Source organism: Pseudomonas putida group bacterium ESBL64, assembly GCF_045277175.1.
In the GTDB taxonomy this organism is placed as follows: Bacteria; Pseudomonadota; Gammaproteobacteria; order Pseudomonadales; family Pseudomonadaceae; genus Aquipseudomonas; species Aquipseudomonas alloputida.
In genome coordinates this window covers 2,257,515-2,282,560 of the sequence record NZ_CP145799.1, presented here as the reverse complement: position 1 = coordinate 2,282,560, position 25,046 = coordinate 2,257,515, and the positions used below count along the sequence as shown (strand labels likewise).

25 protein-coding genes are annotated in these 25,046 nt (G+C 62.9%); all 25 read left to right on the top strand.

The window, feature by feature from the left end; translation table 11 throughout:
* Nucleotides 1-110: 110 nt before the first annotated feature.
* The 25 genes from fliE (at nucleotide 111) to V6093_RS10240 (ending at nucleotide 25,024) form a co-directional block, all read left to right on the top strand.
* Nucleotides 111-443: a flagellar hook-basal body complex protein FliE gene (fliE, locus tag V6093_RS10360; protein ID WP_003254438.1), complete on the top strand. Its 333-nt coding sequence runs from the start codon at nucleotides 111-113 to the stop codon at nucleotides 441-443.
* A gap of 15 nt (nucleotides 444-458) precedes the next feature.
* Nucleotides 459-2,237: a flagellar basal-body MS-ring/collar protein FliF gene (fliF, locus tag V6093_RS10355; RefSeq protein ID WP_004577671.1), complete on the top strand. Its 1,779-nt coding sequence runs from the start codon at nucleotides 459-461 to the stop codon at nucleotides 2,235-2,237.
* Nucleotides 2,230-3,249 (top strand): flagellar motor switch protein FliG, encoded by a 1,020-nt coding sequence (gene fliG / locus V6093_RS10350; RefSeq protein WP_003254434.1) that lies wholly within the window; start codon nucleotides 2,230-2,232, stop codon nucleotides 3,247-3,249. Before fliF ends, fliG begins: the two co-directional genes overlap by 8 nt.
* 162 nt (nucleotides 3,250-3,411) lie before the next feature.
* The gene (gene fliH / locus V6093_RS10345; protein ID WP_121783068.1) at nucleotides 3,412-4,206 is read left to right on the top strand and encodes a flagellar assembly protein FliH; all 795 of its coding nucleotides are present in this window, start codon (nucleotides 3,412-3,414) and stop codon (nucleotides 4,204-4,206) included.
* Complete coding sequence (gene fliI / locus V6093_RS10340) at nucleotides 4,196-5,551, top strand: flagellar protein export ATPase FliI (protein ID WP_054889680.1); 1,356 nt, start codon at nucleotides 4,196-4,198, stop codon at nucleotides 5,549-5,551. Before fliH ends, fliI begins: the two co-directional genes overlap by 11 nt.
* 6 nt (nucleotides 5,552-5,557) lie before the next feature.
* Nucleotides 5,558-6,010, top strand: a complete 453-nt coding sequence (fliJ, locus tag V6093_RS10335) for a flagellar export protein FliJ (protein ID WP_406669788.1) — start codon at nucleotides 5,558-5,560, stop codon at nucleotides 6,008-6,010.
* A gap of 307 nt (nucleotides 6,011-6,317) precedes the next feature.
* Nucleotides 6,318-6,623: an STAS domain-containing protein gene (locus tag V6093_RS10330; protein ID WP_003254426.1), complete on the top strand. Its 306-nt coding sequence runs from the start codon at nucleotides 6,318-6,320 to the stop codon at nucleotides 6,621-6,623.
* Between the two features lie 8 nt (nucleotides 6,624-6,631).
* Nucleotides 6,632-8,323 carry a fused response regulator/phosphatase gene (locus V6093_RS10325; RefSeq protein ID WP_003254425.1) on the top strand — a complete coding sequence of 564 codons (1,692 nt, stop codon included), beginning with the start codon at nucleotides 6,632-6,634 and terminating at the stop codon, nucleotides 8,321-8,323.
* A 48-nt stretch (nucleotides 8,324-8,371) separates the two neighbouring features.
* Nucleotides 8,372-8,719, top strand: a complete 348-nt coding sequence (locus tag V6093_RS10320; protein WP_004577674.1) for an Hpt domain-containing protein — start codon at nucleotides 8,372-8,374, stop codon at nucleotides 8,717-8,719.
* 69 nt (nucleotides 8,720-8,788) lie between these two features.
* Nucleotides 8,789-10,054 (top strand): flagellar hook-length control protein FliK, encoded by a 1,266-nt coding sequence (locus V6093_RS10315; protein ID WP_047604176.1) that lies wholly within the window; start codon nucleotides 8,789-8,791, stop codon nucleotides 10,052-10,054.
* Between the two features lie 219 nt (nucleotides 10,055-10,273).
* Nucleotides 10,274-10,771 (top strand): flagellar basal body-associated protein FliL, encoded by a 498-nt coding sequence (gene fliL, locus V6093_RS10310; protein ID WP_003254419.1) that lies wholly within the window; start codon nucleotides 10,274-10,276, stop codon nucleotides 10,769-10,771.
* A 9-nt stretch (nucleotides 10,772-10,780) separates the two neighbouring features.
* The gene (fliM, locus tag V6093_RS10305) at nucleotides 10,781-11,749 is read left to right on the top strand and encodes a flagellar motor switch protein FliM (RefSeq protein WP_003254418.1); all 969 of its coding nucleotides are present in this window, start codon (nucleotides 10,781-10,783) and stop codon (nucleotides 11,747-11,749) included.
* Nucleotides 11,750-11,796: 47 nt separating this feature from the next.
* Nucleotides 11,797-12,261, top strand: a complete 465-nt coding sequence (gene fliN, locus V6093_RS10300) for a flagellar motor switch protein FliN (protein ID WP_003254417.1) — start codon at nucleotides 11,797-11,799, stop codon at nucleotides 12,259-12,261.
* Between the two features lie 12 nt (nucleotides 12,262-12,273).
* The gene (gene fliO, locus V6093_RS10295; protein WP_014860286.1) at nucleotides 12,274-12,708 is read left to right on the top strand and encodes a flagellar biosynthetic protein FliO; all 435 of its coding nucleotides are present in this window, start codon (nucleotides 12,274-12,276) and stop codon (nucleotides 12,706-12,708) included.
* On the top strand, nucleotides 12,708-13,463 hold the full coding sequence (fliP, locus tag V6093_RS10290) for a flagellar type III secretion system pore protein FliP (protein WP_003254415.1): 756 nt from the start codon (nucleotides 12,708-12,710) through the stop codon (nucleotides 13,461-13,463). Before fliO ends, fliP begins: the two co-directional genes overlap by 1 nt.
* Nucleotides 13,464-13,484: 21 nt before the next feature.
* Nucleotides 13,485-13,754 carry a flagellar biosynthesis protein FliQ gene (gene fliQ / locus V6093_RS10285; protein WP_003254414.1) on the top strand — a complete coding sequence of 90 codons (270 nt, stop codon included), beginning with the start codon at nucleotides 13,485-13,487 and terminating at the stop codon, nucleotides 13,752-13,754.
* Between the two features lie 7 nt (nucleotides 13,755-13,761).
* Entirely contained in the window at nucleotides 13,762-14,538 is a 777-nt protein-coding gene (gene fliR, locus V6093_RS10280; RefSeq protein ID WP_003254413.1) for a flagellar biosynthetic protein FliR, read from the top strand.
* A gap of 2 nt (nucleotides 14,539-14,540) precedes the next feature.
* Nucleotides 14,541-15,683 carry a flagellar biosynthesis protein FlhB gene (gene flhB, locus V6093_RS10275; RefSeq protein ID WP_004577675.1) on the top strand — a complete coding sequence of 381 codons (1,143 nt, stop codon included), beginning with the start codon at nucleotides 14,541-14,543 and terminating at the stop codon, nucleotides 15,681-15,683.
* Nucleotides 15,684-16,356: 673 nt separating this feature from the next.
* The gene (flhA, locus tag V6093_RS10270) at nucleotides 16,357-18,486 is read left to right on the top strand and encodes a flagellar biosynthesis protein FlhA (RefSeq protein ID WP_003254410.1); all 2,130 of its coding nucleotides are present in this window, start codon (nucleotides 16,357-16,359) and stop codon (nucleotides 18,484-18,486) included.
* An 11-nt stretch (nucleotides 18,487-18,497) separates the two neighbouring features.
* Nucleotides 18,498-19,805, top strand: a complete 1,308-nt coding sequence (gene flhF, locus V6093_RS10265; protein WP_003254409.1) for a flagellar biosynthesis protein FlhF — start codon at nucleotides 18,498-18,500, stop codon at nucleotides 19,803-19,805.
* Between the two features lie 93 nt (nucleotides 19,806-19,898).
* A complete protein-coding gene (gene fleN, locus V6093_RS10260) occupies nucleotides 19,899-20,732 on the top strand; it encodes a flagellar synthesis regulator FleN (protein WP_003254408.1) in 834 nt (277 codons plus the stop codon).
* A complete protein-coding gene (gene fliA / locus V6093_RS10255) occupies nucleotides 20,729-21,469 on the top strand; it encodes an RNA polymerase sigma factor FliA (protein WP_003254406.1) in 741 nt (246 codons plus the stop codon). Before fleN ends, fliA begins: the two co-directional genes overlap by 4 nt.
* A gap of 107 nt (nucleotides 21,470-21,576) precedes the next feature.
* Nucleotides 21,577-21,951, top strand: a complete 375-nt coding sequence (locus V6093_RS10250; RefSeq protein ID WP_010955070.1) for a chemotaxis response regulator CheY — start codon at nucleotides 21,577-21,579, stop codon at nucleotides 21,949-21,951.
* Nucleotides 21,952-21,973: 22 nt separating this feature from the next.
* On the top strand, nucleotides 21,974-22,762 hold the full coding sequence (locus tag V6093_RS10245; protein WP_003254403.1) for a protein phosphatase CheZ: 789 nt from the start codon (nucleotides 21,974-21,976) through the stop codon (nucleotides 22,760-22,762).
* Between the two features lie 12 nt (nucleotides 22,763-22,774).
* Nucleotides 22,775-25,024: a chemotaxis protein CheA gene (locus tag V6093_RS10240; protein WP_406669787.1), complete on the top strand. Its 2,250-nt coding sequence runs from the start codon at nucleotides 22,775-22,777 to the stop codon at nucleotides 25,022-25,024.
* Nucleotides 25,025-25,046: the final 22 nt, after the last annotated feature.

Below are 25,046 nucleotides of genomic sequence, written 5' to 3'. Positions count from 1 at the left end.
TTGTGTGAGCCCTGGGAAATGAGTCGCGAAGGCTGGCACCTTTGTTGCTTTAGGTAGGTCATTCGCCGCATGAGTGTCAAAAAAATGCGGCCGCAGGAGAGAGAAGGGTCATGAGCCAAGGTGTTGAATTCAATCGTCTGATGTTGGACATGCGGGCCATGCAGGCCGATGCCATGTCGCTGCCCAAGGTAACTGCCGCCCCCGAGCTGGCGCCAGGGCAAAGCACCTTCGCCGACATGCTCGGCCAGGCCATCGGCAAGGTGCATGAGACGCAGCAGGCCTCGACCCAACTGGCCAACGCGTTCGAAATCGGCAAAAGCGGCGTCGACCTGACTGACGTGATGATCGCTTCGCAAAAGGCCAGCGTGTCGATGCAAGCCATGACCCAGGTACGCAACAAGCTGGTCCAGGCGTACCAGGACATCATGCAGATGCCGGTTTGAGGACGGATGTAACCCATGGCTGAAGCAGTCGTCGAAAACGCCCCCGCCAAAGCTGGCTCGCCAGCGGCCAAGCCGCCGCTGTTTGGCATGGCGTTTCTGGAAAACATCTCGCAGATGCCCATGCTGCGCCAGATCGGCCTCATGGTCGGCCTGGCGGCCAGCGTGGCCATCGGCTTTGCCGTGGTGCTGTGGTCGCAACAACCCGATTACCGTCCGTTGTACGGCAGCCTGTCGGGCATGGACACCAAGCAGGTCATGGACACCTTGGCCGCTGCTGACATCCCCTATAACGTGGAGCCCAACTCGGGGGCCCTGCTGGTCAAGGCCGACGACCTCTCCCGTGCGCGCCTGAAACTGGCAGCCGCCGGCGTGGCGCCGAGCGATGGCAATGTCGGCTTCGAGCTGCTCGACAAGGAGCAGGGCCTGGGCACCAGCCAGTTCATGGAAGCTACCCGCTACCGCCGCAGCCTTGAAGGCGAACTGGCCCGTACCGTTTCCAGCCTCAACAACGTCAAGGCCGCGCGCGTGCACCTGGCCATCCCGAAAAGTTCGGTGTTCGTGCGTGATGAACGCAAGCCCAGCGCCTCGGTACTGGTCGAGCTGTACCCAGGCCGTGCACTGGAAGCCGGGCAGGTGATGGCCATCGTCAACCTGGTCGCCACCAGCGTGCCGGAACTGGACAAATCCCAGGTCACCGTCGTCGACCAGAAAGGCAACCTGCTGTCCGAACAGATTCAGGATTCCGCGCTGACCCAGGCCGGCAAGCAGTTCGACTACAGCCGCCGGGTGGAAGGCATGCTCACCCAGCGTGTGCACAACATTCTACAGCCGGTGTTGGGCAATGACCGCTACAAGGCCGAAGTGTCCGCCGACCTCGACTTCAGCGCGGTCGAGTCCACCTCCGAACAGTTCAACCCCGACCAGCCGGCGTTGCGCAGCGAGCAGTCGGTCGACGAACAACGTGCCAGCAGCCAAGGCCCGCAAGGCGTGCCTGGCGCGCTGAGCAACCAGCCGCCAGGCGCCGCTTCGGCACCGCAGACCACTGGTGGCGCGGCTACCCCGGCTGCTGCCATTCAGCCTGGCCAACCGCTGGTGGATGCCAACGGCCAGCAGATCATGGACCCGGCCACCGGTCAGCCGATGCTCGCGCCGTACCCGTCAGACAAACGTCAGCAAAGCACCAAGAACTTCGAGCTGGACCGTTCCATCAGCCACACCCGCCAGCAGCAGGGGCGCATGACCCGCCTGTCGGTAGCGGTGGTGGTGGACGACCAGGTCAAGATCGACCCGGCCACTGGCGATACCACGCGGGCGCCATGGGGTGCCGAAGACCTGGCGCGCTTTACCCGCCTGGTGCAGGACGCAGTCGGCTTCGATGCCAGCCGGGGCGACAGCGTGACGGTGATCAACGTGCCGTTCGCCGCCGACCGTGGCGAGGAAATCGCCGATATCGCCTTCTACCAGCAGCCGTGGTTCTGGGATATCGTCAAACAGGTGCTGGGCGTGGTGTTCATCCTGGTGCTGGTGTTCGGCGTGCTGCGGCCAGTGCTGAACAACATTACCGGGGGCGGCAAGCAGGCTGCCCCGGACAGCGACATGGAGCTGGGCGGCATGATGGGTCTGGATGGCGAACTGGCCAACGACCGCGTCAGCCTGGGTGGCCCGACAAGCATTCTGCTGCCTAGCCCGAGCGAGGGTTACGAGGCACAGCTCAACGCAATCAAAGGCCTGGTGGCCGAAGACCCGGGCCGTGTGGCCCAGGTCGTGAAAGACTGGATCAACGCCGATGAGTGATAACCGAGCCGTTACCGCCAAGCTGAGCCGCGTCGACAAGGCGGCGATCCTCCTGCTCTCGCTGGGCGAGACCGATGCGGCCCAGGTGCTGCGGCACATGGGCCCGAAGGAAGTGCAGCGGGTGGGGGTGGCCATGGCGCAGATGGGCAATGTGCACCGTGACCAGGTTGAACAGGTGATGAGCGAGTTCGTCGACATCGTCGGCGACCAGACCAGCCTGGGCGTCGGTTCTGATGCGTACATCCGCAAGATGCTCAACCAGGCCCTGGGCGAGGACAAGGCCAACGGCCTGGTCGACCGCATCCTGCTCGGCGGCAATACCAGCGGCCTGGACAGCCTCAAGTGGATGGAGCCGCGTGCCGTGGCCGACGTGATCCGCTATGAGCACCCACAGATCCAGGCCATCGTGGTCGCCTACCTCGATCCGGACCAGGCCGGTGAAGTGCTGAGCAACTTCGACCACAAGGTGCGCCTGGACATCGTCCTGCGCGTGTCATCGCTGAACACCGTGCAACCCGCGGCGCTGAAGGAGCTGAACCAGATTCTCGAGAAGCAGTTCTCGGGCAACTCCAACGCCGCGCGTACCACCCTGGGTGGCATCAAGCGGGCGGCCGACATCATGAACTTCCTCGACAGCTCGGTGGAAGGCGCACTGATGGACGCGATCCGCGAAATCGACAGCGACCTGTCGGAGCAGATCGAAGACCTGATGTTCGTCTTCAACAACCTGGCCGACGTCGACGACCGGGGCATCCAGGCGCTGTTGCGCGAAGTGTCCTCCGACGTGTTGGTGGTGTCGCTCAAGGGCGCCGACGAGCGGGTCAAGGACAAGATCTTCAAGAACATGTCCAAACGTGCTTCGGAGTTGCTGCGCGACGATCTGGAGGCCAAAGGGCCGGTACGGGTCAGCGACGTGGAAACCGCGCAGAAAGAAATCCTCACCATTGCCCGGCGTATGGCCGAGGCCGGCGAGATCGTGCTTGGCGGCAAGGGCGCCGAGGAAATGATCTAAGGTATTCGCGATACCATGGCCGACGCCGCCTTTTGTAGGCGCGGGTTTACCCGCGAAGGCGTCGGCCCTGGCAATCGAGGTTGTCGCTGCCGACGCATTCGCGGGTGAACCCGCTCCTACAAGGGACCGTGTCGGCCGAACATGGTTTGAGAACATGACAGCATGTCCAGCAAAGAACATCACCCCAGCGACTTGATCCGCGCCCGCGACCTCGAGGGCGTGGACGTGTGGACGCTGCCCAGCTTCGACCCGGAACCGGAGCCTGCGCCCGAGCCAGAGCCGGAACCCGAGGTCATCGCGGAAGAAGTCGAGGAAGTGCCGCTGGAAGAAGTCCAGCCACTGACCTTGGAAGAGCTCGAAGCCATCCGTCAGGAGGCCTACAACGAGGGCTTCGCCACCGGTGAGCGCGAAGGTTTCCACAGTACTCAGCTCAAAGTCCGCCAGGAGGCCGAAGAGGCCCTGAAGGCCAAGCTGGAAAGCCTCGAGCGGCTGATGGCCAACCTGATGGAGCCGATCGCCGAGCAGGACACGCAGATCGAGAAAAGCCTGGTGCACCTGATCGCGCACATGAGCCGTCAGGTGATTGGCCGCGAGCTGCGCAACGATTCCAGCCAGATCACTCAGGTGCTGCGCGAAGCGCTCAAGCTGCTGCCCATGGGCGCGGACAATATCCGCATCCACCTCAACCCGCAGGATTTCGAGCTGGCCAAGGCCCTGCGCGAACGCCATGAGGAGAACTGGCGGCTGTTGGAAGACAGCGCGCTGCTACCGGGTGGTTGCCGCATCGAGACGGCCCACAGCCGTATCGATGCCACCATGGAAACGCGTATCGAAAAAGCGGTGGCGCAGCTGTTCGACCAGTTGCACGACCATTCCCTGCACCCGGCGGCGCCAGACATGACGATAGACCTGGACGCGCCGGCCGAGCGTGCCGTGGACAGCCCAGATGCACCTTGAACGCACCAGTTTCGGCAAGCGCCTCGGCTCTTACGCTGAGGCCATCGAGCTGCCTGCCCAGCCCATCGTCGAAGGCCGCTTGCTGCGTATGGTTGGCCTCACCCTGGAAGCCGAAGGCCTGCGCGCAGCAGTGGGCAGCCGCTGCCTGGTGATCAACGATGACAGTTATCACCCGGTGCAGGTCGAGGCCGAAGTCATGGGCTTTGCCGGGCCCAAGGTGTTTCTGATGCCGGTGGGCAGTATCGTCGGCATCGCGCCGGGGGCCCGGGTCGTGCCGCTGGATGACGGCGGCCGTCTGCCCATGGGCATGAGCATGCTGGGCCGGGTGCTCGACGGCGCCGGCCGTGCGCTGGATGGCAAGGGCGGGATGAAGGCCGAGGACTGGGTGCCGATGGACGGCCCGGTGATCAACCCGCTCAACCGCGACCCTATCAGCAAGCCGTTGGATGTGGGCATTCGCAGTATCAACGGCCTGCTTACCGTCGGCCGTGGTCAGCGGCTGGGCCTGTTTGCCGGTACCGGGGTGGGTAAATCGGTGCTGCTGGGCATGATGACCCGCTTCACCGAAGCCGAAATCATCGTGGTCGGCCTGATCGGTGAGCGGGGGCGCGAGGTGAAGGAGTTCATCGAGCACATCCTCGGTGAAGAGGGCCTCAAGCGCTCGGTGGTGGTGGCTTCGCCGGCTGACGATGCCCCGCTGATGCGCCTGCGCGCCGCCATGTATTGCACACGCATTGCCGAGTACTTCCGCGACAAAGGCAAGAATGTGCTGTTGCTGATGGACTCGTTGACCCGTTTCGCCCAGGCCCAGCGGGAAATTGCCTTGGCCATCGGCGAGCCACCGGCCACCCGGGGTTACCCGCCATCGGTGTTCGCCAAGCTGCCCAAGCTGGTGGAGCGGGCAGGCAATGGCGAACCTGGCGGTGGTTCGATCACTGCGTTCTATACTGTGCTGTCTGAAGGCGACGATCAGCAAGACCCGATCGCCGACTCGGCGCGGGGCGTGCTTGACGGCCACTTTGTGCTGTCGCGTCGGCTGGCTGAGGAGGGCCATTACCCGGCCATCGACATCGAAGCGTCGATCAGCCGGGTCATGCCCCAAGTGGTCGATGCCGACCACTTGCGCCAGGCGCAGAAGTTCAAGCAACTGTGGTCGCGCCTGTCGCAAAGCCGCGACCTGATCAGCGTGGGGGCTTACGTGGCCGGCGGTGATCCGGAGACCGACCTGGCCATTGCCTTGCAATCGAAGCTGGTTGAGTTCCTGCGCCAAGGCCTGCGCGAGAATGTGGGCATGGCGCAGAGCCGCGAACAGCTGGGGGCAATTTTCACGCCCCCGGCAGGTTGATAAGCCATGGCGCTGCCCGGACGTGCCGCGCGCCTGGCGCCGGTGGTGGACATGGCCGAAGAAGCCGAGCGCAAGGCGGCTCAGCGCCTTGGTCATTTCCAGCAGCAGGTGGCCACGGCCCAGGCCAAGCTGGCCGAGCTGGAGCGCTTTCGCGAGGATTACCAGCTGCAGTGGATCAACCGCGGCGGGCAAGGGGTCAATGGCAGCTGGCTGGTCAATTATCAGCGTTTTCTGGGGCAGCTGGAAACGGCCATGACCCAGCAGCGGCAAAGCCTGGTCTGGCACCAGAACAACCTCAATAACGCCCGAGGTACCTGGCAGCAGGCCTATGCCCGGGTGGAAGGTTTGCGCAAGCTGGTACAGCGCTACCTGGACGAGGCCCGGCGCGCTGAAGACAAGCGCGAGCAGCGCTTGCTGGATGAGCTGTCGCAGCGCCTGCCGCGGCAAAACCAGCTATAGGTGTTCGCCGCAGGCCTTGCAGCGGAATAATTGGCCCGAAACAAATGCGAGGTCTTGCCCGCGAATGCGGTGGCGGCTGTGACGGTGTATGACCGGGTATGTTGGCTGGCAGGTCCGGCCTATTCGCGGGTGAACCCGCTCCTACCACGGTATTGGGCGACACCACCGATTGATGTAGGAGCGGGTTTACCCGCGAAGAGGCCGTACAGGCCATCAAAGCCACGAGCCTGCATCCGCTTGCCACCCCCACCATCGCCTGCTAAACCTTAGAGCAGTTGCATCCGCCATCATCGAAGGAATCGCTAGCATGGCAGTCGAGACTGATTTTTCGCAGGACGGGAAAAAGCTGACCATCAAGATCAAGGGGCGCTTCGATTTCGGCAAGCATCAGGAGTTTCGCGACGCCTACGAACGCCAGCCCAGGCGCCCGGATTCGGTGGTCGTCGACCTGAAGGACACCACCTACCTCGACAGCTCCGCGCTGGGCATGCTGCTGTTGCTGCGCGACCACGCGGGCGGCGACGAGTCGGATGTGCGGGTAGTGCATGCCAGTTCCGACGTGCGCAAGATTCTCGCTATCTCCAATTTCGAAAAACTCTTCGATATCAGTTGAGTGCCGACATGCCGGCTGAACAGGCGTTGACCGTGCTGGTCGCCGAAGACAGTGCTGTCGATCGCCTTCTGCTTGCGCAGATCGTGCGCCGCCAGGGGCATCAGGTATTCACTGCGGAGAACGGCGAGCAGGCGGTAGCGCTGTACCTCGAGCGGCGCCCGCAACTGGTACTGCTGGACGCCCTGATGCCGGTCATGGATGGCTTCGAGGCGGCGCGGCAGATCAAGGCATTGGCTGGCGAAGCGCTGGTGCCGATCATTTTCCTGACGTCGCTGAATGAAGAAGAGGGGCTGGTGCGTTGCCTGGAGGCGGGGGGCGATGATTTCATGGCCAAGCCCTACAGCGCGGTGATCCTGGCTGCCAAGATTCGCGCCATGGACCGCCTGCGTCGCTTGCAGGCAACGGTACTGGAACAGCGTGACCAGATCACCCGGCATCACCATCACCTGCTTAACGAGCAGCGGGTCGCCAAGGCGGTGTTCGACAAGGTGGCCCACTCTGGTTGCCTTTCTGCGCCCAACATTCGCTACCTGCAATCGCCTTACGCGCTGTTCAATGGCGACCTGATGCTGGCGGCATTTACCCCGGCCGGCGACATGCGTGTGCTGCTTGGCGATTTCACCGGTCACGGCCTGCCGGCGGCGGTCGGCGCCATGCCGATGGCTGAGGTGTTCTACGGCATGACCGCCAAGGGCTACGGCATGGCGCAGATCCTGCGCGAGATGAATGCCAAGCTCAAGCGCATCCTGCCGGTGGACATGTTCTGCTGTGCGCTGCTGCTCAACCTCAGCATGCAGCGCGGCTCGGTGGAGGTATGGAATGGCGGTATGCCTGATGGCTATCGCCTGTCGGTGGATGGCCAAGTGCTGTCGGCACTGAGTTCGCGGCACCTGCCGCTGGGCATTCTGGCCGCTGAGCGCTTCGATGACAGCACAGAGGTGTTGCCGCTGGCACCGGGCGAGCGCCTGTTGCTGCTGTCAGACGGTGTGCTCGATACCGCCGACGACCAGGAGCGCCTGTTTGGCGTACAGCGCCTGCGAGCGGTGCTGGCCGACAACCGCGACCCTGTGCAGTTGTTCGATGAGCTGATGCTGGCCCTGGAGCGTTTTGGTGGGCAGCCACGCGATGACATCAGCTTGTGCGACATTCGCATGTTCACTGCCGAGGAGCGGGTGCCGGCACCGATGATCTACTCTGATAGTGGCCGCTCCAGCCCGCTGGACTGGTCGCTGAGCTTCGAAGTGCGGGGCGAAAGCCTCAAGCGCTTCAACCCTGTGCCTTACCTGGTGCAGTTGTTGCAAGAAATTCATGGCCTGCGCGCGCGTACCGGCAACTTGCACAGTGTGCTTAGCGAGTTGTATGCCAATGCGCTTGAGCATGGTGTGCTGGGCCTGGACTCACAGCTCAAGCGCGATGTGCAAGGCTTTACCGACTATTACCAGGAGCGCGCCCGGCGCCTGGGCTCGCTGACCGAAGGCTTTGTAAGCATCGATTTCAAGGTTGAACCGCATGGCGGCGGTGGGCGTCTGATGATCGAGGTGCGCGACAGCGGTGCCGGCTTCGACGTGCAGCAAGTGCTTGCGCGGCCTTCGCTGGATCAGGGGCTGAGCGGTCGCGGTCTGAATCTGGTGCGGCAGTTGGCCAGTGACGCGCGCTGGAGTGAAGGCGGGCGTTGCGCGCATGTGGAGTTCGTATGGTGAGCCGCGGGTTGGCTCGGGCATAATCTGGCTTGATCAAGGAGTGAACAAGTGACTGACATGCATATTGACCACAAGGTACTCAGTGACCTGCGTGAGGTCATGGAAGATGGCTACCTGCAGTTGGTGCAGACTTTTCTCGACGACTCAGAGCGGCGTCTTGGCCAGCTGCACGCGGCCAAAAGCGCCGAGGAGCTTGGCGCGGCAGCCCACAGTTTCAAGGGCAGCAGCAGCAACATGGGCGCGGTGGCCTTGGCCAGCCTGTGCCAGCAGCTCGAAGAGCGCGCACGGCGGCCCCCGTTATATGGAATTGAAGACTTGATCAGCCGCATCGACATGGAATTCGTCGTGGTGCAGCACTTTTACCGTGGTGAGCAGCAACGTATTTCCGCAGGCTGATACGCGAGTTGGCGCGAGTCTTGCCTGTCTCTGCCCGATGATTTTTGTTTCTGGCGCGGAGACCGCTCGATGCCTGTCGCACCCAACCCTTTGTTGCAAGCCAATGCCATTGCCAAGACCTCGCGTTCGGCCACCGTGCAGGCGGACAAGCCGCTGCAGGCGCTGGGCGACAAGGGCGATGCCTTTGGCCAGGTGATGGCCAAGCAGGGCCGCGACAAGGTTACCGGGCAGGACGACAAGGTCGCTCAAGCCAAGCCCAAGGACAAACCTGATGCGGCAGCCGGCGGCAAGAAAGACCCGGCTGGCAAAGCTGCAGTTGCCGATGACGGCAACAAGTTGCCAGAAGAGGATTCGGCCCAGGCCGATACGGGTGTGCGTGATGCCAGCCTGGTGGCCGGTCAGGTCACTGATGCCCAGCCCGGCGCGCAACTGATCCAGGCTCAGGCCGAGGCGGTGGCGCCGGTGCTGCAGGCGGCCACGGCGCAAACCCAGGTCGCCGCGGCACTGCCTGAAGAGCCGTCCGCCGAGGAGGCCTTCGATCCGGATGCTGACCCCCTGGCCAACCTGCCAACCCTGCGCCTCGCGCTGGAGCACAGTGCCCAGGCCAAGGGTGGCACCTCGGCACATGCCCTTGATGCTGCCCAGGCTCAGGGCGAGGAAGGGCAGGCGGCCGTCAATACCTTGGCGAATTTGGTCGAGAATACCGATGGCGAAAGCGCCGAATCCGGTGACAAGGCCTTTGGCAGCTTGCTTGAGGACGGCCTGAAAGACACCAAGAGTGCCAGCAGCGACACCCGCATCGATGATTTTGCCAACCGCCTGGCCAGCCTGACCCAGGCGGCCACGGCCAAGACCGCCAATGCCGTGCCGGCCAATGCGAACCCGCTGCATCAGCCATTGCCAATGAACCAGAACGCTTGGGCAGAAGGCCTGGTCAACCGGGTCATGTACCTGTCCAGCCAGAACCTCAAGTCGGCTGATATCCAACTGGAGCCAGCAGAACTCGGTCGCCTCGACATTCGCGTCAATGTTGCGGCGGACCAGGCCACCCAGGTCACCTTCATCAGCGGCCACGCCGGCGTACGTGATGCCCTCGACAGCCAGGTGCATCGCCTGCGCGAACTGTTTGCCCAGCAGGGGTTGGCGCAGCCGGATGTCAACGTGGCTGACCAGTCGCGCGGGCAGCAACAACAGCAGGGGCAGGCGCAGGGCAGCAACCTTTCCGGGGTGGCGGCGCGCCGGGCCGAGCAGGGTGGGGTCGAGGCGGTCGATGGCGTCCGGCCTTTGGAGCAGCAGGTGGTTGTCGGCGACAGTGCGGTCGATTACTACGCCTGATAACGGTTGGCCTGGGCTGGCTTCTTCACGGGCGAGCCCGCTCCCACAGGCATTTCGTTGATTTCGAACCCTGTGCGGTAGCGGTGGGAGCGGGCGTGGCCGCGAAGCAGCCAGCACCGCAAAACCTGCTGGAATCCATCCCCTGCAAAATCTGGCATAACACTTGCTCAAGCCAAGCCATCCTCCCTTGAACCCCCCGATGGACGACGGATTATTGGCATGGCGAAGAGCGAAGCAGTCAAAGACCCCGCCACTAAAGGCAAACTCAAGCTGATCCTGCTGGCCGTCGTAGGCCTGCTGCTGGCGATCGGCCTTTCGGTGGGCGCTACCTGGTTCATCATGCACAAGAGCGAGCCCGCTCCGGCCGCCGAGGCCGCGGCCAGCAACGTCAAGCCGGCGGCGATCTACGAGGCGCTGACCCCGGCCTTCGTGGTCAACTTCAACCAGAACGGCCGCCAGCGCTACATGCAGCTGAGCATCACCCTGCAGGCGCGTAACCAGGCCGACCTGGATGCCCTCAAGGTGCACATGCCGGTGATCCGCAACAACCTGGTGATGATGTTCTCCGGGCAAGGGTTCGACACCCTCGCCAGCAGCCCGGTAGGGCAGGAGATGCTGCGTCAGAAGGCCACCGCGGTGGTCCAGGAAGTGGCGCAGAAGGAAGTCGGCAAGCCGGTCATCGACCAGTTGCTGTTCACCAATTTCGTATTGCAGTAGGAGTCCGCAATGGCCGTACAGGACCTGCTGTCCCAGGATGAAATCGATGCCCTGTTGCACGGTGTCGACGACGGGCTGGTGCAGACCGAGAGTGCATCCGAGCCTGGCAGTATCAAAAGCTACGACCTGACCAGTCAGGACCGTATCGTGCGGGGTCGCATGCCGACCCTGGAAATGATCAACGAGCGCTTCGCCCGCTACACCCGTATCAGCATGTTCAACCTGCTACGCCGCTCCGCAGACGTGGCCGTGGGTGGCGTGCAGGTCATGAAGTTCGGCGAATACGTGCACTCGCTGTACGTGCCCACCAGCCTCAACCTGGTCAAGATCAAGCCGCTGCGCGGCACTTCGCTGTTCATCCTCGACGCCAAGCTGGTGTTCAAGCTGGTGGACAACTTTTTTGGCGGCGATGGCCGCCACGCCAAGATCGAAGGGCGTGAGTTCACCCCGACCGAACTGCGTGTGGTGCGCATGGTGCTGGACCAGTGTTTCGTCGACCTCAAGGAAGCCTGGCAGGCGATCATGCCGGTCAGCTTCGAGTACATGAACTCCGAGGTCAACCCGGCCATGGCCAACATTGTCGGCCCCAGCGAGGCGGTGGTGGTGTCCACCTTCCACATCGAACTGGACGGCGGCGGCGGCGATCTGCACGTGACCATGCCGTACTCGATGATCGAGCCGGTGCGGGAAATGCTCGACGCCGGTTTCCAGTCGGACCTGGACGACCAGGACGAGCGCTGGGTCAAAGCCCTGCGCGAGGACGTGCTGGACGTGGCCGTGCCAATGACCGCCACGGTCGCCCGACGCCAGCTGAAGCTACGCGACATCCTGCACATGCAGCCGGGTGACGTGATCCCGGTGGAGCTGCCCGAGCACCTGGTGCTGCGCGCTAACGGGGTGCCAGCGTTCAAGGCGCGGCTGGGCTCGCACAAGGGCAACCTGGCCCTGCAGATCATTGACCCGATCGAACGCCGCTGACGGTGTGCCGGTCGCTTACAACGAATTGAATGCCTGTCGAGGAAATCATGGCTAACGAAAACGAGATCACCTCCCCAGAGGACCAGGCACTGGCCGATGAGTGGGCCGCAGCGTTGGAAGAAACCGGTTCTGCCGGCCAGGCCGACATCGATGCACTGCTGGGCGGGGACACCGGCAGCAGCGGCCCGGGCCGCCTGCCGATGGAAGAATTCGCCAGCTCGCCGAAGCCGAACGAAAATGTCAGCCTCGAAGGCCCTAACCTGGACGTGATCCTGGATATCCCGGTGAACATTTCCATGGAAGTGGGCAGCACCGAGATCAACATCCGCAACCTGCTGCAGCTCAACCAGGGCTCGGTGATCGAGCTCGACCGCCTGGCTGGCGAGCCGCTTGACGTGCTGGTAAACGGCACCTTGATCGCCCATGGCGAAGTAGTGGTGGTCAACGAAAAGTTCGGCATCCGCCTGACCGACGTGATCAGCCCCAGCGAACGTATCAAGAAGTTGCGCTGAGTGAAGGGCACGATGCGCGCCATCGCCGTGGCAGCGGTGCTGTTCGCCAGCCACGCCTGCCTGGCTGCGGCCACGCCAGCGGCCACCCCGGCGGCTCAACCTGGCAGTCTCGGCGGGCAGCTGGCGCAGATGGTCTTGGGCCTGCTGCTGGTGGTGGGCCTGATCTTCTTCCTGGCCTGGCTGCTGCGGCGCCTGCAGAGCACCGCTGTGAAGGGTGGGCAGGTGATCGAGATTGTCGGCAGCCGTGCCATCGGCCCGCGTGACCGCCTGCTGCTGGTGCAGGTGGGCAAGGAGCAGATCCTGATAGGCCATACCCCCGGCACCATCGAGGCCCTGCACGTACTGGCCGAACCCGTGGAAGTGCCGGCAAGCGTCCGTCAGGCGACGCCGGAGTTTGCCCAGCGGCTGATGGAGCTGATGGGCAAGGACCCTAAGGACAACAAGTGATGAGCGGCGCGCTGCGTACGTTGTTGACTCTGGCGCTGCTGCTGGCTGCGCCGCTGGCCCTGGCCGCCGACCCGCTGTCGATCCCGGCCATCACCCTGTCCAACACCCCGGACGGGCAACAGGAATATTCGGTCAGCCTGCAAATCCTGCTGATCATGACCGCGCTGAGCTTCATCCCGGCGTTCGTCATTCTGATGACCAGCTTTACCCGCATCATCATCGTGTTTTCGATTTTGCGCCAGGCCCTGGGCCTGCAGCAGACGCCGTCGAACCAGCTGTTGACCGGCATGGCGCTGTTCCTGACCATGTTCATCATGGCGCCGGTGTTCGATCGGGTGAACCAGGACGCGCTGCAGCCGTACCTGAAGGAGCAGATGACTGCCCAGCAGGCGATCGACAAGGCCCAGGGCCCGCTCAAGGACTTCATGCTGGCGCAAACCCGGCAGAGCGACCTTGACTTGTTCATGCGCCTGTCCAAGCGCACCGACATCGCCGGCCCCGACCAGGTGCCGCTGACGATCCTGGTGCCGGCATTCGTCACGTCGGAGCTCAAGACCGCGTTCCAGATCGGGTTCATGATCTTCATCCCGTTCCTGATCATCGACATGGTGGTGGCCAGCGTGCTGATGGCCATGGGTATGATGATGCTGTCGCCGCTGATCATCTCGCTGCCGTTCAAGATCATGCTGTTCGTGCTGGTCGACGGCTGGGCGCTGATCATGGGCACCCTGGCCAGCAGTTTCGGCGGCGTCTGACGCCGTCAAGGAGAGCCGCCGATGACACCTGAAGTAGCTGTCGACCTGTTCCGTGATGCCCTGTGGCTGACAACCTTGATGGTTGCCGTGCTGGTGGTGCCGAGCCTGTTGGTGGGCCTGGTGGTGGCGATGTTCCAGGCGGCCACGCAGATCAACGAACAGACCCTGAGCTTTCTGCCGCGCCTGCTGGTGATGCTGATCACGCTGATCATTGCCGGGCCGTGGCTGGTGCAGAAATTCATGGAGTACATCACCACGCTCTACACCAACATCCCGCAGCTCATAGGTTGATGCGGCGATGCTGGAACTGACCGACACGCAGATCGGCACCTGGGTCGCCACCTTCATCCTGCCGTTGTTCAGGGTGACCGCGGTGCTGATGACCATGCCGATTTTCGGTACCCGCATGTTGCCGGCGCGGGTGCGCTTGTACGTGTCCGTGGCCATCACCGTGGTAATTGTGCCGGCACTGCCGCCACTGCCTGAATTCGACCCGCTGAGCCTGCGCGGTTTGCTGCTGTGCGCCGAGCAGATCATCGTTGGCGCACTGTTTGGCCTGGCCTTGCAGTTGTTGTTCCAGGCTTTCGTGATTGCCGGGCAGATTGTTGCGGTGCAGATGGGCATGGCCTTCGCCTCGATGGTTGACCCCGCCAACGGGGTCAACGTCACGGTAATCAGCCAGTTCATGACCATGCTGGTGAGTGTGTTGTTCCTGTTGATGAACGGCCACCTGGTGGTGTTCGAGGTGCTGACCGAAAGTTTTACCACCTTGCCGGTGGGGAGTGCGCTGGTGGTCAACCACTTCTGGGAGCTGGCCGGGCGCATGGGCTGGGTGTTCGGTGCCGGCCTGCTGTTGATTCTGCCGGTGATTGCCGCGCTGCTGGTGGTGAACATCGCCTTTGGCGTAATGACCCGCGCAGCGCCACAGCTGAATATTTTCTCCATCGGCTTCCCGCTGACCTTGGTCATGGGCATGTTCGTCTTCTGGGTGGGCCTGGCCGATATACTGTCTCACTATCAGGCATTGGCCAGTGAAACGCTGCAGTGGCTGCGTGAGCTGGCGAGGGCGCGCTGAACATGGCAGAAAGCGAGAGCGGTCAGGACAAGACAGAAGACCCCACCGAAAAGCGCAAGCGCGACGCCCGTGAGAAGGGCGAGGTCGCGCGCTCCAAGGAGCTGAACACGGTGGCGGTGACCCTGGCGGGCGCTGGTGGCCTGCTGGCATTCGGTGGTCACTTGGCCGAAACATTGCTGGCGTTGATGCGCATGAACTTCAGTTTGACCCGCGACATCATCGTCGATGAACGGGCCATGGGGGCCTTTCTGCTGGCCTCGGGCAAGATGGCTATCTGGGCGGTGCAGCCGGTGTTGATCCTGCTGTTCGTGATTTCCTTCGTGGCGCCCATCGCGCTTAGCGGCTTCTTGTTCTCGGGCAGCTTGCTGCAGCCCAAATTCAGCCGCATGAACCCGCTGTCGGGGATCAAGCGCATGTTCTCGATGCAGGCCTTGACTGAATTGCTCAAGGCGCTGGCCAAGTTTTTCGTGATTCTGGTGGTGGCGGTGGTGGTGCTCTCCGGTGACCGCCAGGCCTTGCTGTCGATTGCCAATGAGCCGCTGGAGCAGGCGATCATCCATAGCTTGCAGGTGGTGGGCTGGAGTGCCTTGTGGATGTCGGCCGGGCTGTTGCTGATTGCCGCGGCAGATGTGCCGTTCCAGCTCTACCAGACGCACAAGAAAATGAAGATGACCAAGCAGGAAGTGCGCGACGAGTACAAGGACAGCGAGGGCAAGCCCGAGGTCAAGCAACGTATTCGCCAACTGCAGCGCGAGGTGTCGCAGCGGCGCATGATGGCGGCGGTACCGGATGCAGATGTGATCATCACCAACCCGACGCATTATGCGGTGGCGTTGCAATACGACCCGGAGAAAGGCGGTGCGGCGCCGTTGCTGCTGGCCAAGGGTAGCGATTTCATGGCGTTGAAGATTCGTGAAATTGGCGTGGAGCACAACATCCAGATCCTCGAGTCGCCGGCGCTGGCGCGGGCGATCTATTACTCCACCGAACTTGAGCAGGAGATCCCGGCGGGGCTGTACCTGGCGGTGGCGCAGGTGCTGGCGTATGTGTTCCAGATTCGCCAATACCGCGCCGGCAAGGGCAAGCGCCCAGAGCCGCTGAAGGACGACCTGCCGATCCCGCCGGACCTGCGCCGCGACAGTTGACCTTGTGTCACGGCTTCTGGCTCTTTCGCGGGTAAACCCGCTCCTACCACGGTGGTGGGCACATGTCGGCGGTTGGCGCGCTGTAGGAGCGGGTTTACCCGCGAAAGGGCCGGGCCTGCTGGCCAATCTCCACCCGCCGTTCACCGTTGCTGCCGCTACCGTATTCGCGGGTAAACCCGCTCCTACACCTGATCGGGGATGGACACACATCGGTGATTGGGCGCAGGCCGTCGTGTAGGAGCGGGTTCACCCGCGAAAGGGCCGGGCCTGCTGGCCAATCTCCACCCGCCGTTCACCGTTGCCGCCGCTACCGTATTCGCGGGTAAACCCGCTCCTACACCTGATCGGGGATGGACACACATCGGTGATTGGGCGCAGGCCGTCGTGTAGGAACGGGTTCACCCGCGAAAGGGCCGGGCCTGCTGGCCAATCTCTACCCGCCGTTCACCATTGCCGCCGCTACCGTATTCGCGGGTAAACCCGCTCCTACACCTGATCGGGGATGGACACACATCGGTGATTGGGCGCAGGCCGTCGTGTAGGAGCGGGTTCACCCGCGAAAGGGCCGGCACCGGCAACATAAATCTCCCTTCGAGCAAAGTTGGAAGGCTTCTTGCAAAGCCACGCCCAGGCGCCCCCTGGGCGTCAAAGTTTTGCATCAAGAGGACTCGCGGTGGATCGCACTCAGTTAATCAGCAACGCCCGCAACAACCTGGCCGGGCTCGGCCGGGGCAACCTGGGTGTGCCGCTGTTACTGCTGGTGATGTTGGCAATGATGATGTTGCCGATACCGCCGTTCCTGCTCGACGTGTTCTTCACCTTCAACATCGCCCTGTCGATCGTGGTGCTGCTGGTCTGTGTATACGCCCTGCGCCCGCTCGACTTTGCCGCGTTCCCGACCATCCTGCTGGTGGCCACGTTGTTGCGCCTGGCCCTGAACGTGGCGTCCACCCGTGTGGTCATGCTGCATGGCCAGGAGGGCCACGGCGCTGCCGGTAAAGTGATCCAGGCCTTTGGTGAGGTGGTGATCGGCGGTAACTACGTGGTCGGTGCCGTGGTGTTCGCCATCCTCATGATCATCAACTTCGTGGTGGTGACCAAGGGTGCCGGGCGTATCTCGGAAGTGAGTGCGCGTTTCACCCTCGACGCCATGCCTGGCAAGCAGATGGCCATCGACGCCGACCTCAATGCCGGCTTGATCGACCAGGCCCAGGCCAAGCACCGCCGTGCCGAGGTGGCGCAGGAGGCCGAGTTCTACGGTTCGATGGACGGTGCCAGCAAGTTCGTGCGCGGCGACGCCATCGCCGGCTTGCTGATCCTGTTCATCAACCTGATCGGTGGCATGCTCATCGGCATGCTGCAGCACAATATGTCGTTCAGCGAGGCCGGCAAGGTCTACGCCCTGCTGACCATTGGTGACGGTTTGGTGGCGCAATTGCCATCACTGCTGCTGTCCACCGCCGCCGCGATCATGGTCACCCGTGCTTCAGGCTCTGAAGACATGGGCAAGCTGATCAATCGGCAGATGTTCGATTCGCCCAAGGCGCTGGCGGTGTCGGCGGGGCTGATGATCGTCATGGGCCTGGTGCCGGGCATGCCGCACATTGCCTTCCTCAGCCTCGGCCTGATGGCGGCCGGCGGCGCCTACCTGGTGTGGAAGAAACAGCAACAGGCCAAGGTCAAAGCCCAGCAAGAGGCGCAGCGTCAGCAGGACCTGCTGCCCTCGCCACAGCGCGCGCTGGAAACCAAGGAGCTGGGTTGGGACGACGTCACCCCCATCGACATGATCGGCCTGGAGGTCGGCTATCGGCTGATCCCGCTGGTCGATCGCAACCAGGGCGGCCAGTTGCTGGCGCGGATCAAGGGCGTGCGCAAGAAGCTGTCGCAGGACCTGGGCTTCCTGATGCCCACCGTGCACATTCGTGACAACCTCGACCTGCAACCCAGCGCCTATCGCCTGACCCTGATGGGGGTGATTCTGGCCGAGGCGGAGATCTACCCGGACCGCGAACTGGCGATCAACCCTGGGCAGGTGTTTGGCACCCTCAACGGTATTGCCGCGCGCGACCCGGCGTTTGGCCTGGAAGCGGTGTGGATCGACGTCGGCCAGCGCTCACAGGCGCAGTCGCTGGGTTACACCGTGGTCGATGCCAGCACCGTGGTGGCCACCCACCTCAACCAGATTCTGCAGAAACACTGCCACGAGCTGATCGGCCACGAAGAGGTTCAGCAACTGCTGCAGGTGCTGGCCAAGGCATCGCCTAAACTTGCAGAAGAGCTGGTGCCGGGTGTCATTTCCTTGTCGGGGCTGCTCAAGGTGCTGCAAGCCCTGTTGTCGGAACAGGTGCCAGTGCGCGATATTCGCAGTATTGCCGAGGCTATCGCGAACAACGCCGGCAAGAGTCAAGATACCGCCGCACTGGTGGCGGTGGTGCGCGTCGGATTGTGTCGCGCCATCGTGCAAAGCATTGTCGGCGTTGAGTCGGAGCTTCCAGTGATTACCCTGGAGCCAAGGTTGGAACAGATTTTGCTGAATAGTCTGCAAAGGGCCGGGCAGGGTCAGGAAGATGGTGTTCTTCTGGAGCCTAGCATGGCCGAGAAGCTGCAACGTTCGCTGATCGAGGCGGCCCAGCGCCAGGAAATGCAGGGTCAGCCGGCCATCCTGCTGGTCGCCGGCCCGATCCGCGCCATGTTGTCGCGTTTCGGTCGCCTGGCTGTACCGAATTTGCATGTTCTGGCGTATCAGGAAATACCGGACAACAAGCAAGTCACCATCGTTGCCACCGTGGGCCCTAACGGCTGAGGTAGGGGATAATGCAAGTTAAGCGATTTTTCGCCGCCGATATGCGTCAGGCCATGAAACTGGTCCGTGACGAGCTGGGCGCCGATGCCGCAATCATTGGCAACCGCCGCATTGCCGGTGGTGTCGAGCTGACGGCCGCGCTGGACTACAAGCTGTCCGCCCTGGCCCCGCGTGTGCCCAACGCCGAGCTGGAAGAAGAGCTGCGCAAGACCCACACGCGCATTGCCACTGCCCAGGCCGAGCTGGACCAGCGTCAGGACAGCAGCGACAACAACCGCCAATTGTTCGCCGGGCAATCTTTGACCGCTGCCGAACCGTTGATCGAGCCGCACGTCGATGCCCCTGAGGCCGCCGCCGTACCGGCTGCTGCGCCGGTTGACCCGCGCCTGTTCGATGCCATGCGCTCGGAGCTGTCGGGTCTGCGCGAGCTGCTGGAAGTGCAACTCGGTTCGCTGGCCTGGAATCAGCTGCAGGGCAGCAAGCCGCAGCAGGCCAACCTTTGGCGCCGCCTGCAGCGCATCGGCCTGTCCGGGCCGATCGCCCGCGAGCTGCTGGACCTGACCGCCGAGATCGAGGAACCGCGCCAGGCCTGGCGCATGCTGCTGGCTCACTTGGCGCGGATGATCGAAGTACCTGAAATCGAGCCGATCGAAGAGGGCGGGGTGATCGCCATGGTCGGCCCGGCGGGCATGGGCAAGACCACCACCCTGGCCAAGCTGGCCGCGCGCTACGTGCTCAAGTACGGCGCGCAGAACCTGGCGCTGGTGAGCATGGACAGCTTCCGTATCGGCGCCCAGGAGCAGCTCAAGACCCTGGGCCGCATCCTCAACGTGCCGGTGACTTACGTCGACCCGGGCCAGTCGCTGGCAGCAGCGCTGGAGCCACTGCTGCGCAAGCGCGTGGTGCTGATCGATACTGCCGGCCTGCAGGCCAGCGACCCTGCGCTGCGCATGCAGCTGGAAACCTTGGCCGGGCGTGGCATTGCCGCGAAGAACTACCTGGTGCTGGCCACCACCAGCCAGAAGCAGGTGCTGACCGCCGCCTACCACAGCTACAAGCGCTGTGGCCTGGCCGGCTGCATCCTGACCAAACTCGATGAAACGGCAAGCCTTGGCGATGTGTTGAGCCTTGCCATCAGTCATGAACTGCCAGTGGCCTATCTTACCGATGGCCCACGCATTCCTGACGACCTGCACCTGCCAAGGGGCCACCAGTTGGTCACGCGGGCGGTGAATGTGCAGCAGCAGGACGAGCCCAGCGAAGAGGCCATGGCCGACATGTTCGCTGATCTCTATCACAACCCACGGCGAGCGGGTTGACCATGAAGCGTGTGCAAAGTCGCTATGCCAAGGGGCACGCAGAATTGCCCTACGTGTGGCCTGAGTCCCAGCGAGACAAGGTAAAGAACAGACATGGGTAGCATGCATCCCGTACAGGTGATCGCCGTGACCGGTGGCAAAGGTGGCGTCGGCAAGACTAACGTTTCAGTGAACTTGTCCCTGGCGCTGGCCGAGCTTGGCCGCAGGGTCATGCTGCTGGACGCCGACCTGGGCCTGGCCAATGTCGACGTATTGCTGGGCCTTACCCCCAAACGTACCCTCGCCGATGTGATTGAAGGGCGTTGCGAGCTGCGTGACGTGATGCTGCAGGGCCCCGGCGGTGTGCGCATCGTACCGGCAGCCTCGGGCACCCAGAGCATGGTGCATCTGGCCCCGGCCCAGCATGCCGGGCTGATCCAGGCGTTCAGCGAGATCGGCGACAACCTCGATGTGTTGGTGATCGATACCGCTGCGGGTATCGGTGACTCGGTGGTCAGCTTCGTTCGCGCCGCCCAGGAAGTGCTGCTGGTGGTGTGTGATGAACCTACCTCGATTACCGACGCCTACGCGTTGATCAAGCTGCTCAATCGCGACTATGGCATGAATCGTTTCCGTGTGTTGGCCAACATGGCGCAGAGCCCGCAGGAAGGGCGCAACCTGTTTGCCAAGCTGACCAAGGTCACCGACCGCTTCCTTGACGTTGCCCTGCAGTACGTGGGTGCCGTGCCGTACGACGAGTGCGTGCGCAAGGCGGTGCAGAAGCAGCGTGCCGTCTACGAAGCCTTCCCTCGCTCCAAGTGTGCGCTGGCCTTCAAGGCGATTGCCCAGAAGGTCGACAGCTGGCCGCTGCCGGCCAATCCGCGCGGCCATCTGGAGTTCTTTGTCGAGCGCTTGGTGCAACCCACCAGCGCGGGACCCGTACTATGAACGCCAGCGGCTTCAAGATGTACAGCCGGGCGGCGAAGGACGCCCAGTACGAGCTGATCGAACGCTACGCCCCGCTGGTCAAGCGCATCGCGTACCACCTGTTGGCGCGATTGCCGGCCAACGTGCAAGTCGAGGACCTGATCCAGGCCGGCATGATCGGCCTGCTGGAAGTGGCCAACAAATACGACGCCAGCAAGGGCGCCAGCTTTGAGACCTACGCTGGCATCCGCATCCGCGGGGCCATGCTGGACGAAGTGCGCAAAGGCGATTGGGCACCGCGTTCGGTACACCGCAACACCCGTATGGTCAGTGATGCCATGCGTGCAGTTGAGGCCAGAACAGGCCGTGACGCTAAAGATCATGAAGTTGCTGCCGAACTCCAATTGAGTCTCGATGATTACTACGGGATCTTGAACGATACCCTGGGCAGCCGCCTGTTCAGCTTTGACGACCTGTTGCAGGACGGCGAGCACGAAGGGCTGCATGAGGATGGCGCCAGTGGCCAGGTCGAACCTGCGCGCGGCCTGGAGGAGGAGCGCTTCCAGGCTGCCCTGACCGAGGCTATCGCCAACCTGCCGGAGCGTGAGCGCCTGGTGCTGGCGCTGTACTACGACGAAGAGCTGAACCTCAAGGAAATCGGTGAGGTGCTGGGTGTCAGCGAGTCGCGGGTCAGCCAGTTGCACAGCCAATGTGCCGCGCGCCTGCGCAGCCGCCTGGGGGAATGGCGGGCGCGTTGAGCCCACTGTCGTTGCAGTCGTTTTCCACGTTGTACCGAATTGAATGAGTGCGTGCTCGGTAGGCCGAGCGCGTTTGAGACTGCTTGGAGGTCTAATTGGACAAGAACATGAAAATCCTCATCGTTGACGACTTTTCGACGATGCGGCGGATCATCAAGAACCTGTTGCGTGACCTGGGTTTCACCAACACCGACGAAGCCGATGACGGCACCACAGCGTTGCCGATGCTGGAAAACGGTCACTACGACTTCCTGGTGACCGACTGGAACATGCCGGGCATGTCCGGCATCGACCTGCTGCGTAAAGTGCGTGCCAGCGACAAGCTGAAAAGCATGCCGGTCCTGATGGTGACCGCTGAAGCCAAGCGCGACCAGATCATTGAAGCGGCACAGGCCGGGGTCAATGGGTACGTGGTCAAGCCGTTCACCGCTCAGGTGCTCAAAGAGAAGATCGAGAAGATCTTCGAACGCGTCAACGGCTGAGTCACGTCAGGGGGGGCGCGTCATGGATTCATCACAAACGTCTTTGGGCGAGTTCGAGTCGACCCTGAAGAAGCATGCCCAGGAGTTGGTCGAAAGCCTGGAGCGGGGCCGTTTCGGCGAGGCGGTGCAGTTGATTCACGAACTGAACCAGACCCGCGACCGCGGCCTGTACCAGGAAGTCGGCAAGCTGACTCGCGAGCTGCACAGTGCCATCGTCAGTTTCCAGATCGACCCCACCATGCCACAGGCAGAAGAGGTGTCGCAGATTACCGACGCCACCGAGCGCCTGTCGTATGTGGTCAAGCTCACCGAGGGCGCGGCCAACCGCACCATGGACCTGGTCGAGGAAAGCACACCGGTGCTCAATGAGCTCGCCAGCGAGGCCAAGGCCCTGAGCACCGACTGGCAGCGCTTCATGCGCCGCGAAGTGGCTGCGCCGGAATTCCGTGATCTGGTCAAGCGAGTCGACAGTTTCCTGACGCACAGCGCCGAGGGCAACCGCAAGGTTTCCGGGCACCTCAATGACATTTTGCTGGCCCAGGACTATCAGGACCTGACCGGCCAGGTGATCAAGCGCGTCACCGCACTGGTGACCGAGGTGGAAAGCAACCTGCTCAAGCTGGTGCTGATGGCCAGCCAGGTCGACCGCTTTGCCGGTATAAAACATGACCACGATCAATTGCGTGCAGAAAAAGATCGAGAAAAACATCCGACTCGGGGTGAAGGTCCGCAGATTCATGCCGATAAGCGTGAAGACGTCGTGTCCGGTCAGGACGATGTCGATGATCTGCTGTCCAGCCTTGGTTTTTAAGGAGCACGTTTGATGAGCTTCGGCGCCGATGAAGAAATCCTCCAGGATTTCCTGGTAGAAGCCGGCGAAATTCTTGAGCAATTGTCCGAGCAACTGGTCGAGCTGGAAAGCCGACCTGACGATGCCGACCTGCTCAATGCGATCTTTCGCGGTTTCCACACTGTAAAAGGGGGCGCCGGCTTCCTCCAGCTGAACGAGCTGGTGGAGTGCTGCCATATCGCCGAGAACGTGTTCGACGTCCTGCGCAAAGGTGAGCGCCGGGTCGATGCGGAACTGATGGATGTGGTGCTCGAGGCACTGGATACGGTCAACAGCATGTTTGGCCAGGTGCGCGAGCGTGCCGAAGTGACACCGGCCACCCCCGCACTGCTGGCAGCGTTGTCGCGCCTGGCCGAACCTGGCGCAGCCGAAACTGTTGCAGCGCCTGCACCGGCGCCGGTTGCCGACGTGTCGGTTGCCGCGCCGGCCGAGGCCGAGGAGCAACACCAGGACATCACTGACAGTGAATTCGAGCAGTTGCTCGATTCGCTCGATGCGGTCAAGGCGCAAGCGGCGGCCGACGAGCAGATGCAGGGCGAGACTGTCAGCGGTGCGGGTGATGAAATCACCGACGCCGAGTTCGAATCGCTGCTCGACCAGTTGCACGGCAAGGGCCAGTTCAATGCCGAGGTTGCCGCGCCGCCGGTGGCCGTCAGCAGCGAAGCGGTCAGTGATGAGATCACCGACGCCGAATTCGAATCGCTGCTCGACCAGCTGCATGGCAAGGGCACCTTCCAGGCTGGCGCCTTGCCAGCCGCCCAGGCACCAGCGCCTGCCGCACCCGACAACAGTGCCGCCAGCGATGAAATCAGCGAGCACGAGTTCGAAGCCCTGCTGGACCAGTTGCACGGCAAGGGCAAGTTCGGTGGCGATGTTGCCACTGTAGAGGCCCCGGCTGCTGTCCAGGCGCAAGCGCCGGCTGCCGCCAAGGCCGAAAGCCCGCCAGTGACCAAGCCCGCTGCCGCGCCAGCGCCAGCGCCTGCGCCGGCCAGCAAACCTGCCGCGGCGCCTCGCGCGCCGGCCCCGGCCGCTGAAAAGCATGCCGCCAGCGAAGCGGAAACCACGGTACGCGTCGATACCGCGCGCCTGGACGAGATCATGAACATGGTCGGCGAACTGGTGCTGGTGCGTAACCGTCTGGTGCGCCTGGGCCTGAACAGCGGCGACGAGGCCATGTCCAAGGCCGTGTCCAACCTTGACGTGGTCACCGCCGACCTGCAGACCGCGGTGATGAAAACCCGTATGCAGCCGATCAAGAAAGTCTTCGGCCGCTTCCCGCGCCTGGTCCGCGACCTGGCGCGCCAGTTGAAGAAAGAGATCAATCTGGAGCTGGTCGGCGAAGAGACCGACCTTGACAAGAACCTCGTAGAAGCCTTGGCCGACCCGCTGGTGCACTTGGTGCGCAATGCGGTCGACCACGGTATCGAGATGCCCGAGGAGCGTGAAACGTCTGGCAAGGCACGTACCGGCCGCGTAGTGCTGTCGGCCGAACAGGAAGGCGACCACATCCTGCTGTCGATCTCGGACGATGGCAAGGGCATGGACCCGAACATCCTGCGCGCCAAGGCCGTGGAAAAGGGCCTGATGGACAAGGACGCCGCCGAGCGCCTGAGCGAGTCGGACTGCTACAACCTGATCTTCGCCCCTGGTTTCTCGACCAAGACCGAGATTTCCGATGTGTCCGGGCGTGGCGTGGGCATGGACGTGGTGAAAACCAAGATCTCCCAGCTCAACGGCTCGATCAACATTTTCTCGGCCAAGGGCCAAGGCTCCAAGATCGTCATCAAGGTGCCGCTGACCCTGGCGATCATGCCCACCCTGATGGTGATGTTGGGCAACCAGGCGTTCGCCTTCCCGCTGGTCAACGTCAACGAGATCTTCCACCTCGACCTGTCGCGCACCAACGTGGTCGATGGCCAGGAAGTGGTGATCGTGCGCGACAAGGCGCTGCCGCTGTTCTACCTCAAGCGCTGGCTGGTCCAGGGCCAGGTGCACGAAGAGCAGCACGAAGGCCACGTGGTGATTCTGTCGGTCGGCACCCAGCGCATCGGTTTTGTCGTTGACCAACTGGTGGGCCAGGAAGAAGTGGTCATCAAGCCGCTGGGCAAGATGCTGCAAGGCACCCCGGGCATGTCCGGGGCCACCATTACCGGCGACGGTCGCATCGCGTTGATTCTCGACGTCCCGAGCATGCTCAAGCGTTACGCCGCGCGGCGTATTTGATTTCGGTGGCGCGCCCTGGCGG

Coding starts and splice junctions, on each gene's coding strand:
- flhB (WP_004577675.1), top strand. CDS start 14,541: ATGGCAGAAAGCGAGAGCGGTCAGGACAAGACAGAAGACCCCACCGAA.
- fliQ (WP_003254414.1), top strand. CDS start 13,485: ATGACACCTGAAGTAGCTGTCGACCTGTTCCGTGATGCCCTGTGGCTG.
- V6093_RS10315 (WP_047604176.1), top strand. CDS start 8,789: ATGCCTGTCGCACCCAACCCTTTGTTGCAAGCCAATGCCATTGCCAAG.
- fliA (WP_003254406.1), top strand. CDS start 20,729: ATGAACGCCAGCGGCTTCAAGATGTACAGCCGGGCGGCGAAGGACGCC.
- V6093_RS10245 (WP_003254403.1), top strand. CDS start 21,974: ATGGATTCATCACAAACGTCTTTGGGCGAGTTCGAGTCGACCCTGAAG.
- V6093_RS10330 (WP_003254426.1), top strand. CDS start 6,318: ATGGCAGTCGAGACTGATTTTTCGCAGGACGGGAAAAAGCTGACCATC.
- V6093_RS10240 (WP_406669787.1), top strand. CDS start 22,775: ATGAGCTTCGGCGCCGATGAAGAAATCCTCCAGGATTTCCTGGTAGAA.
- fleN (WP_003254408.1), top strand. CDS start 19,899: ATGGGTAGCATGCATCCCGTACAGGTGATCGCCGTGACCGGTGGCAAA.
- fliP (WP_003254415.1), top strand. CDS start 12,708: ATGAGCGGCGCGCTGCGTACGTTGTTGACTCTGGCGCTGCTGCTGGCT.
- flhF (WP_003254409.1), top strand. CDS start 18,498: ATGCAAGTTAAGCGATTTTTCGCCGCCGATATGCGTCAGGCCATGAAA.
- fliO (WP_014860286.1), top strand. CDS start 12,274: ATGCGCGCCATCGCCGTGGCAGCGGTGCTGTTCGCCAGCCACGCCTGC.
- fliR (WP_003254413.1), top strand. CDS start 13,762: ATGCTGGAACTGACCGACACGCAGATCGGCACCTGGGTCGCCACCTTC.
- fliG (WP_003254434.1), top strand. CDS start 2,230: ATGAGTGATAACCGAGCCGTTACCGCCAAGCTGAGCCGCGTCGACAAG.
- fliE (WP_003254438.1), top strand. CDS start 111: ATGAGCCAAGGTGTTGAATTCAATCGTCTGATGTTGGACATGCGGGCC.
- fliH (WP_121783068.1), top strand. CDS start 3,412: ATGTCCAGCAAAGAACATCACCCCAGCGACTTGATCCGCGCCCGCGAC.
- V6093_RS10250 (WP_010955070.1), top strand. CDS start 21,577: ATGAAAATCCTCATCGTTGACGACTTTTCGACGATGCGGCGGATCATC.
- V6093_RS10325 (WP_003254425.1), top strand. CDS start 6,632: ATGCCGGCTGAACAGGCGTTGACCGTGCTGGTCGCCGAAGACAGTGCT.
- fliI (WP_054889680.1), top strand. CDS start 4,196: ATGCACCTTGAACGCACCAGTTTCGGCAAGCGCCTCGGCTCTTACGCT.
- fliN (WP_003254417.1), top strand. CDS start 11,797: ATGGCTAACGAAAACGAGATCACCTCCCCAGAGGACCAGGCACTGGCC.
- fliM (WP_003254418.1), top strand. CDS start 10,781: ATGGCCGTACAGGACCTGCTGTCCCAGGATGAAATCGATGCCCTGTTG.
- fliF (WP_004577671.1), top strand. CDS start 459: ATGGCTGAAGCAGTCGTCGAAAACGCCCCCGCCAAAGCTGGCTCGCCA.
- fliL (WP_003254419.1), top strand. CDS start 10,274: ATGGCGAAGAGCGAAGCAGTCAAAGACCCCGCCACTAAAGGCAAACTC.
- fliJ (WP_406669788.1), top strand. CDS start 5,558: ATGGCGCTGCCCGGACGTGCCGCGCGCCTGGCGCCGGTGGTGGACATG.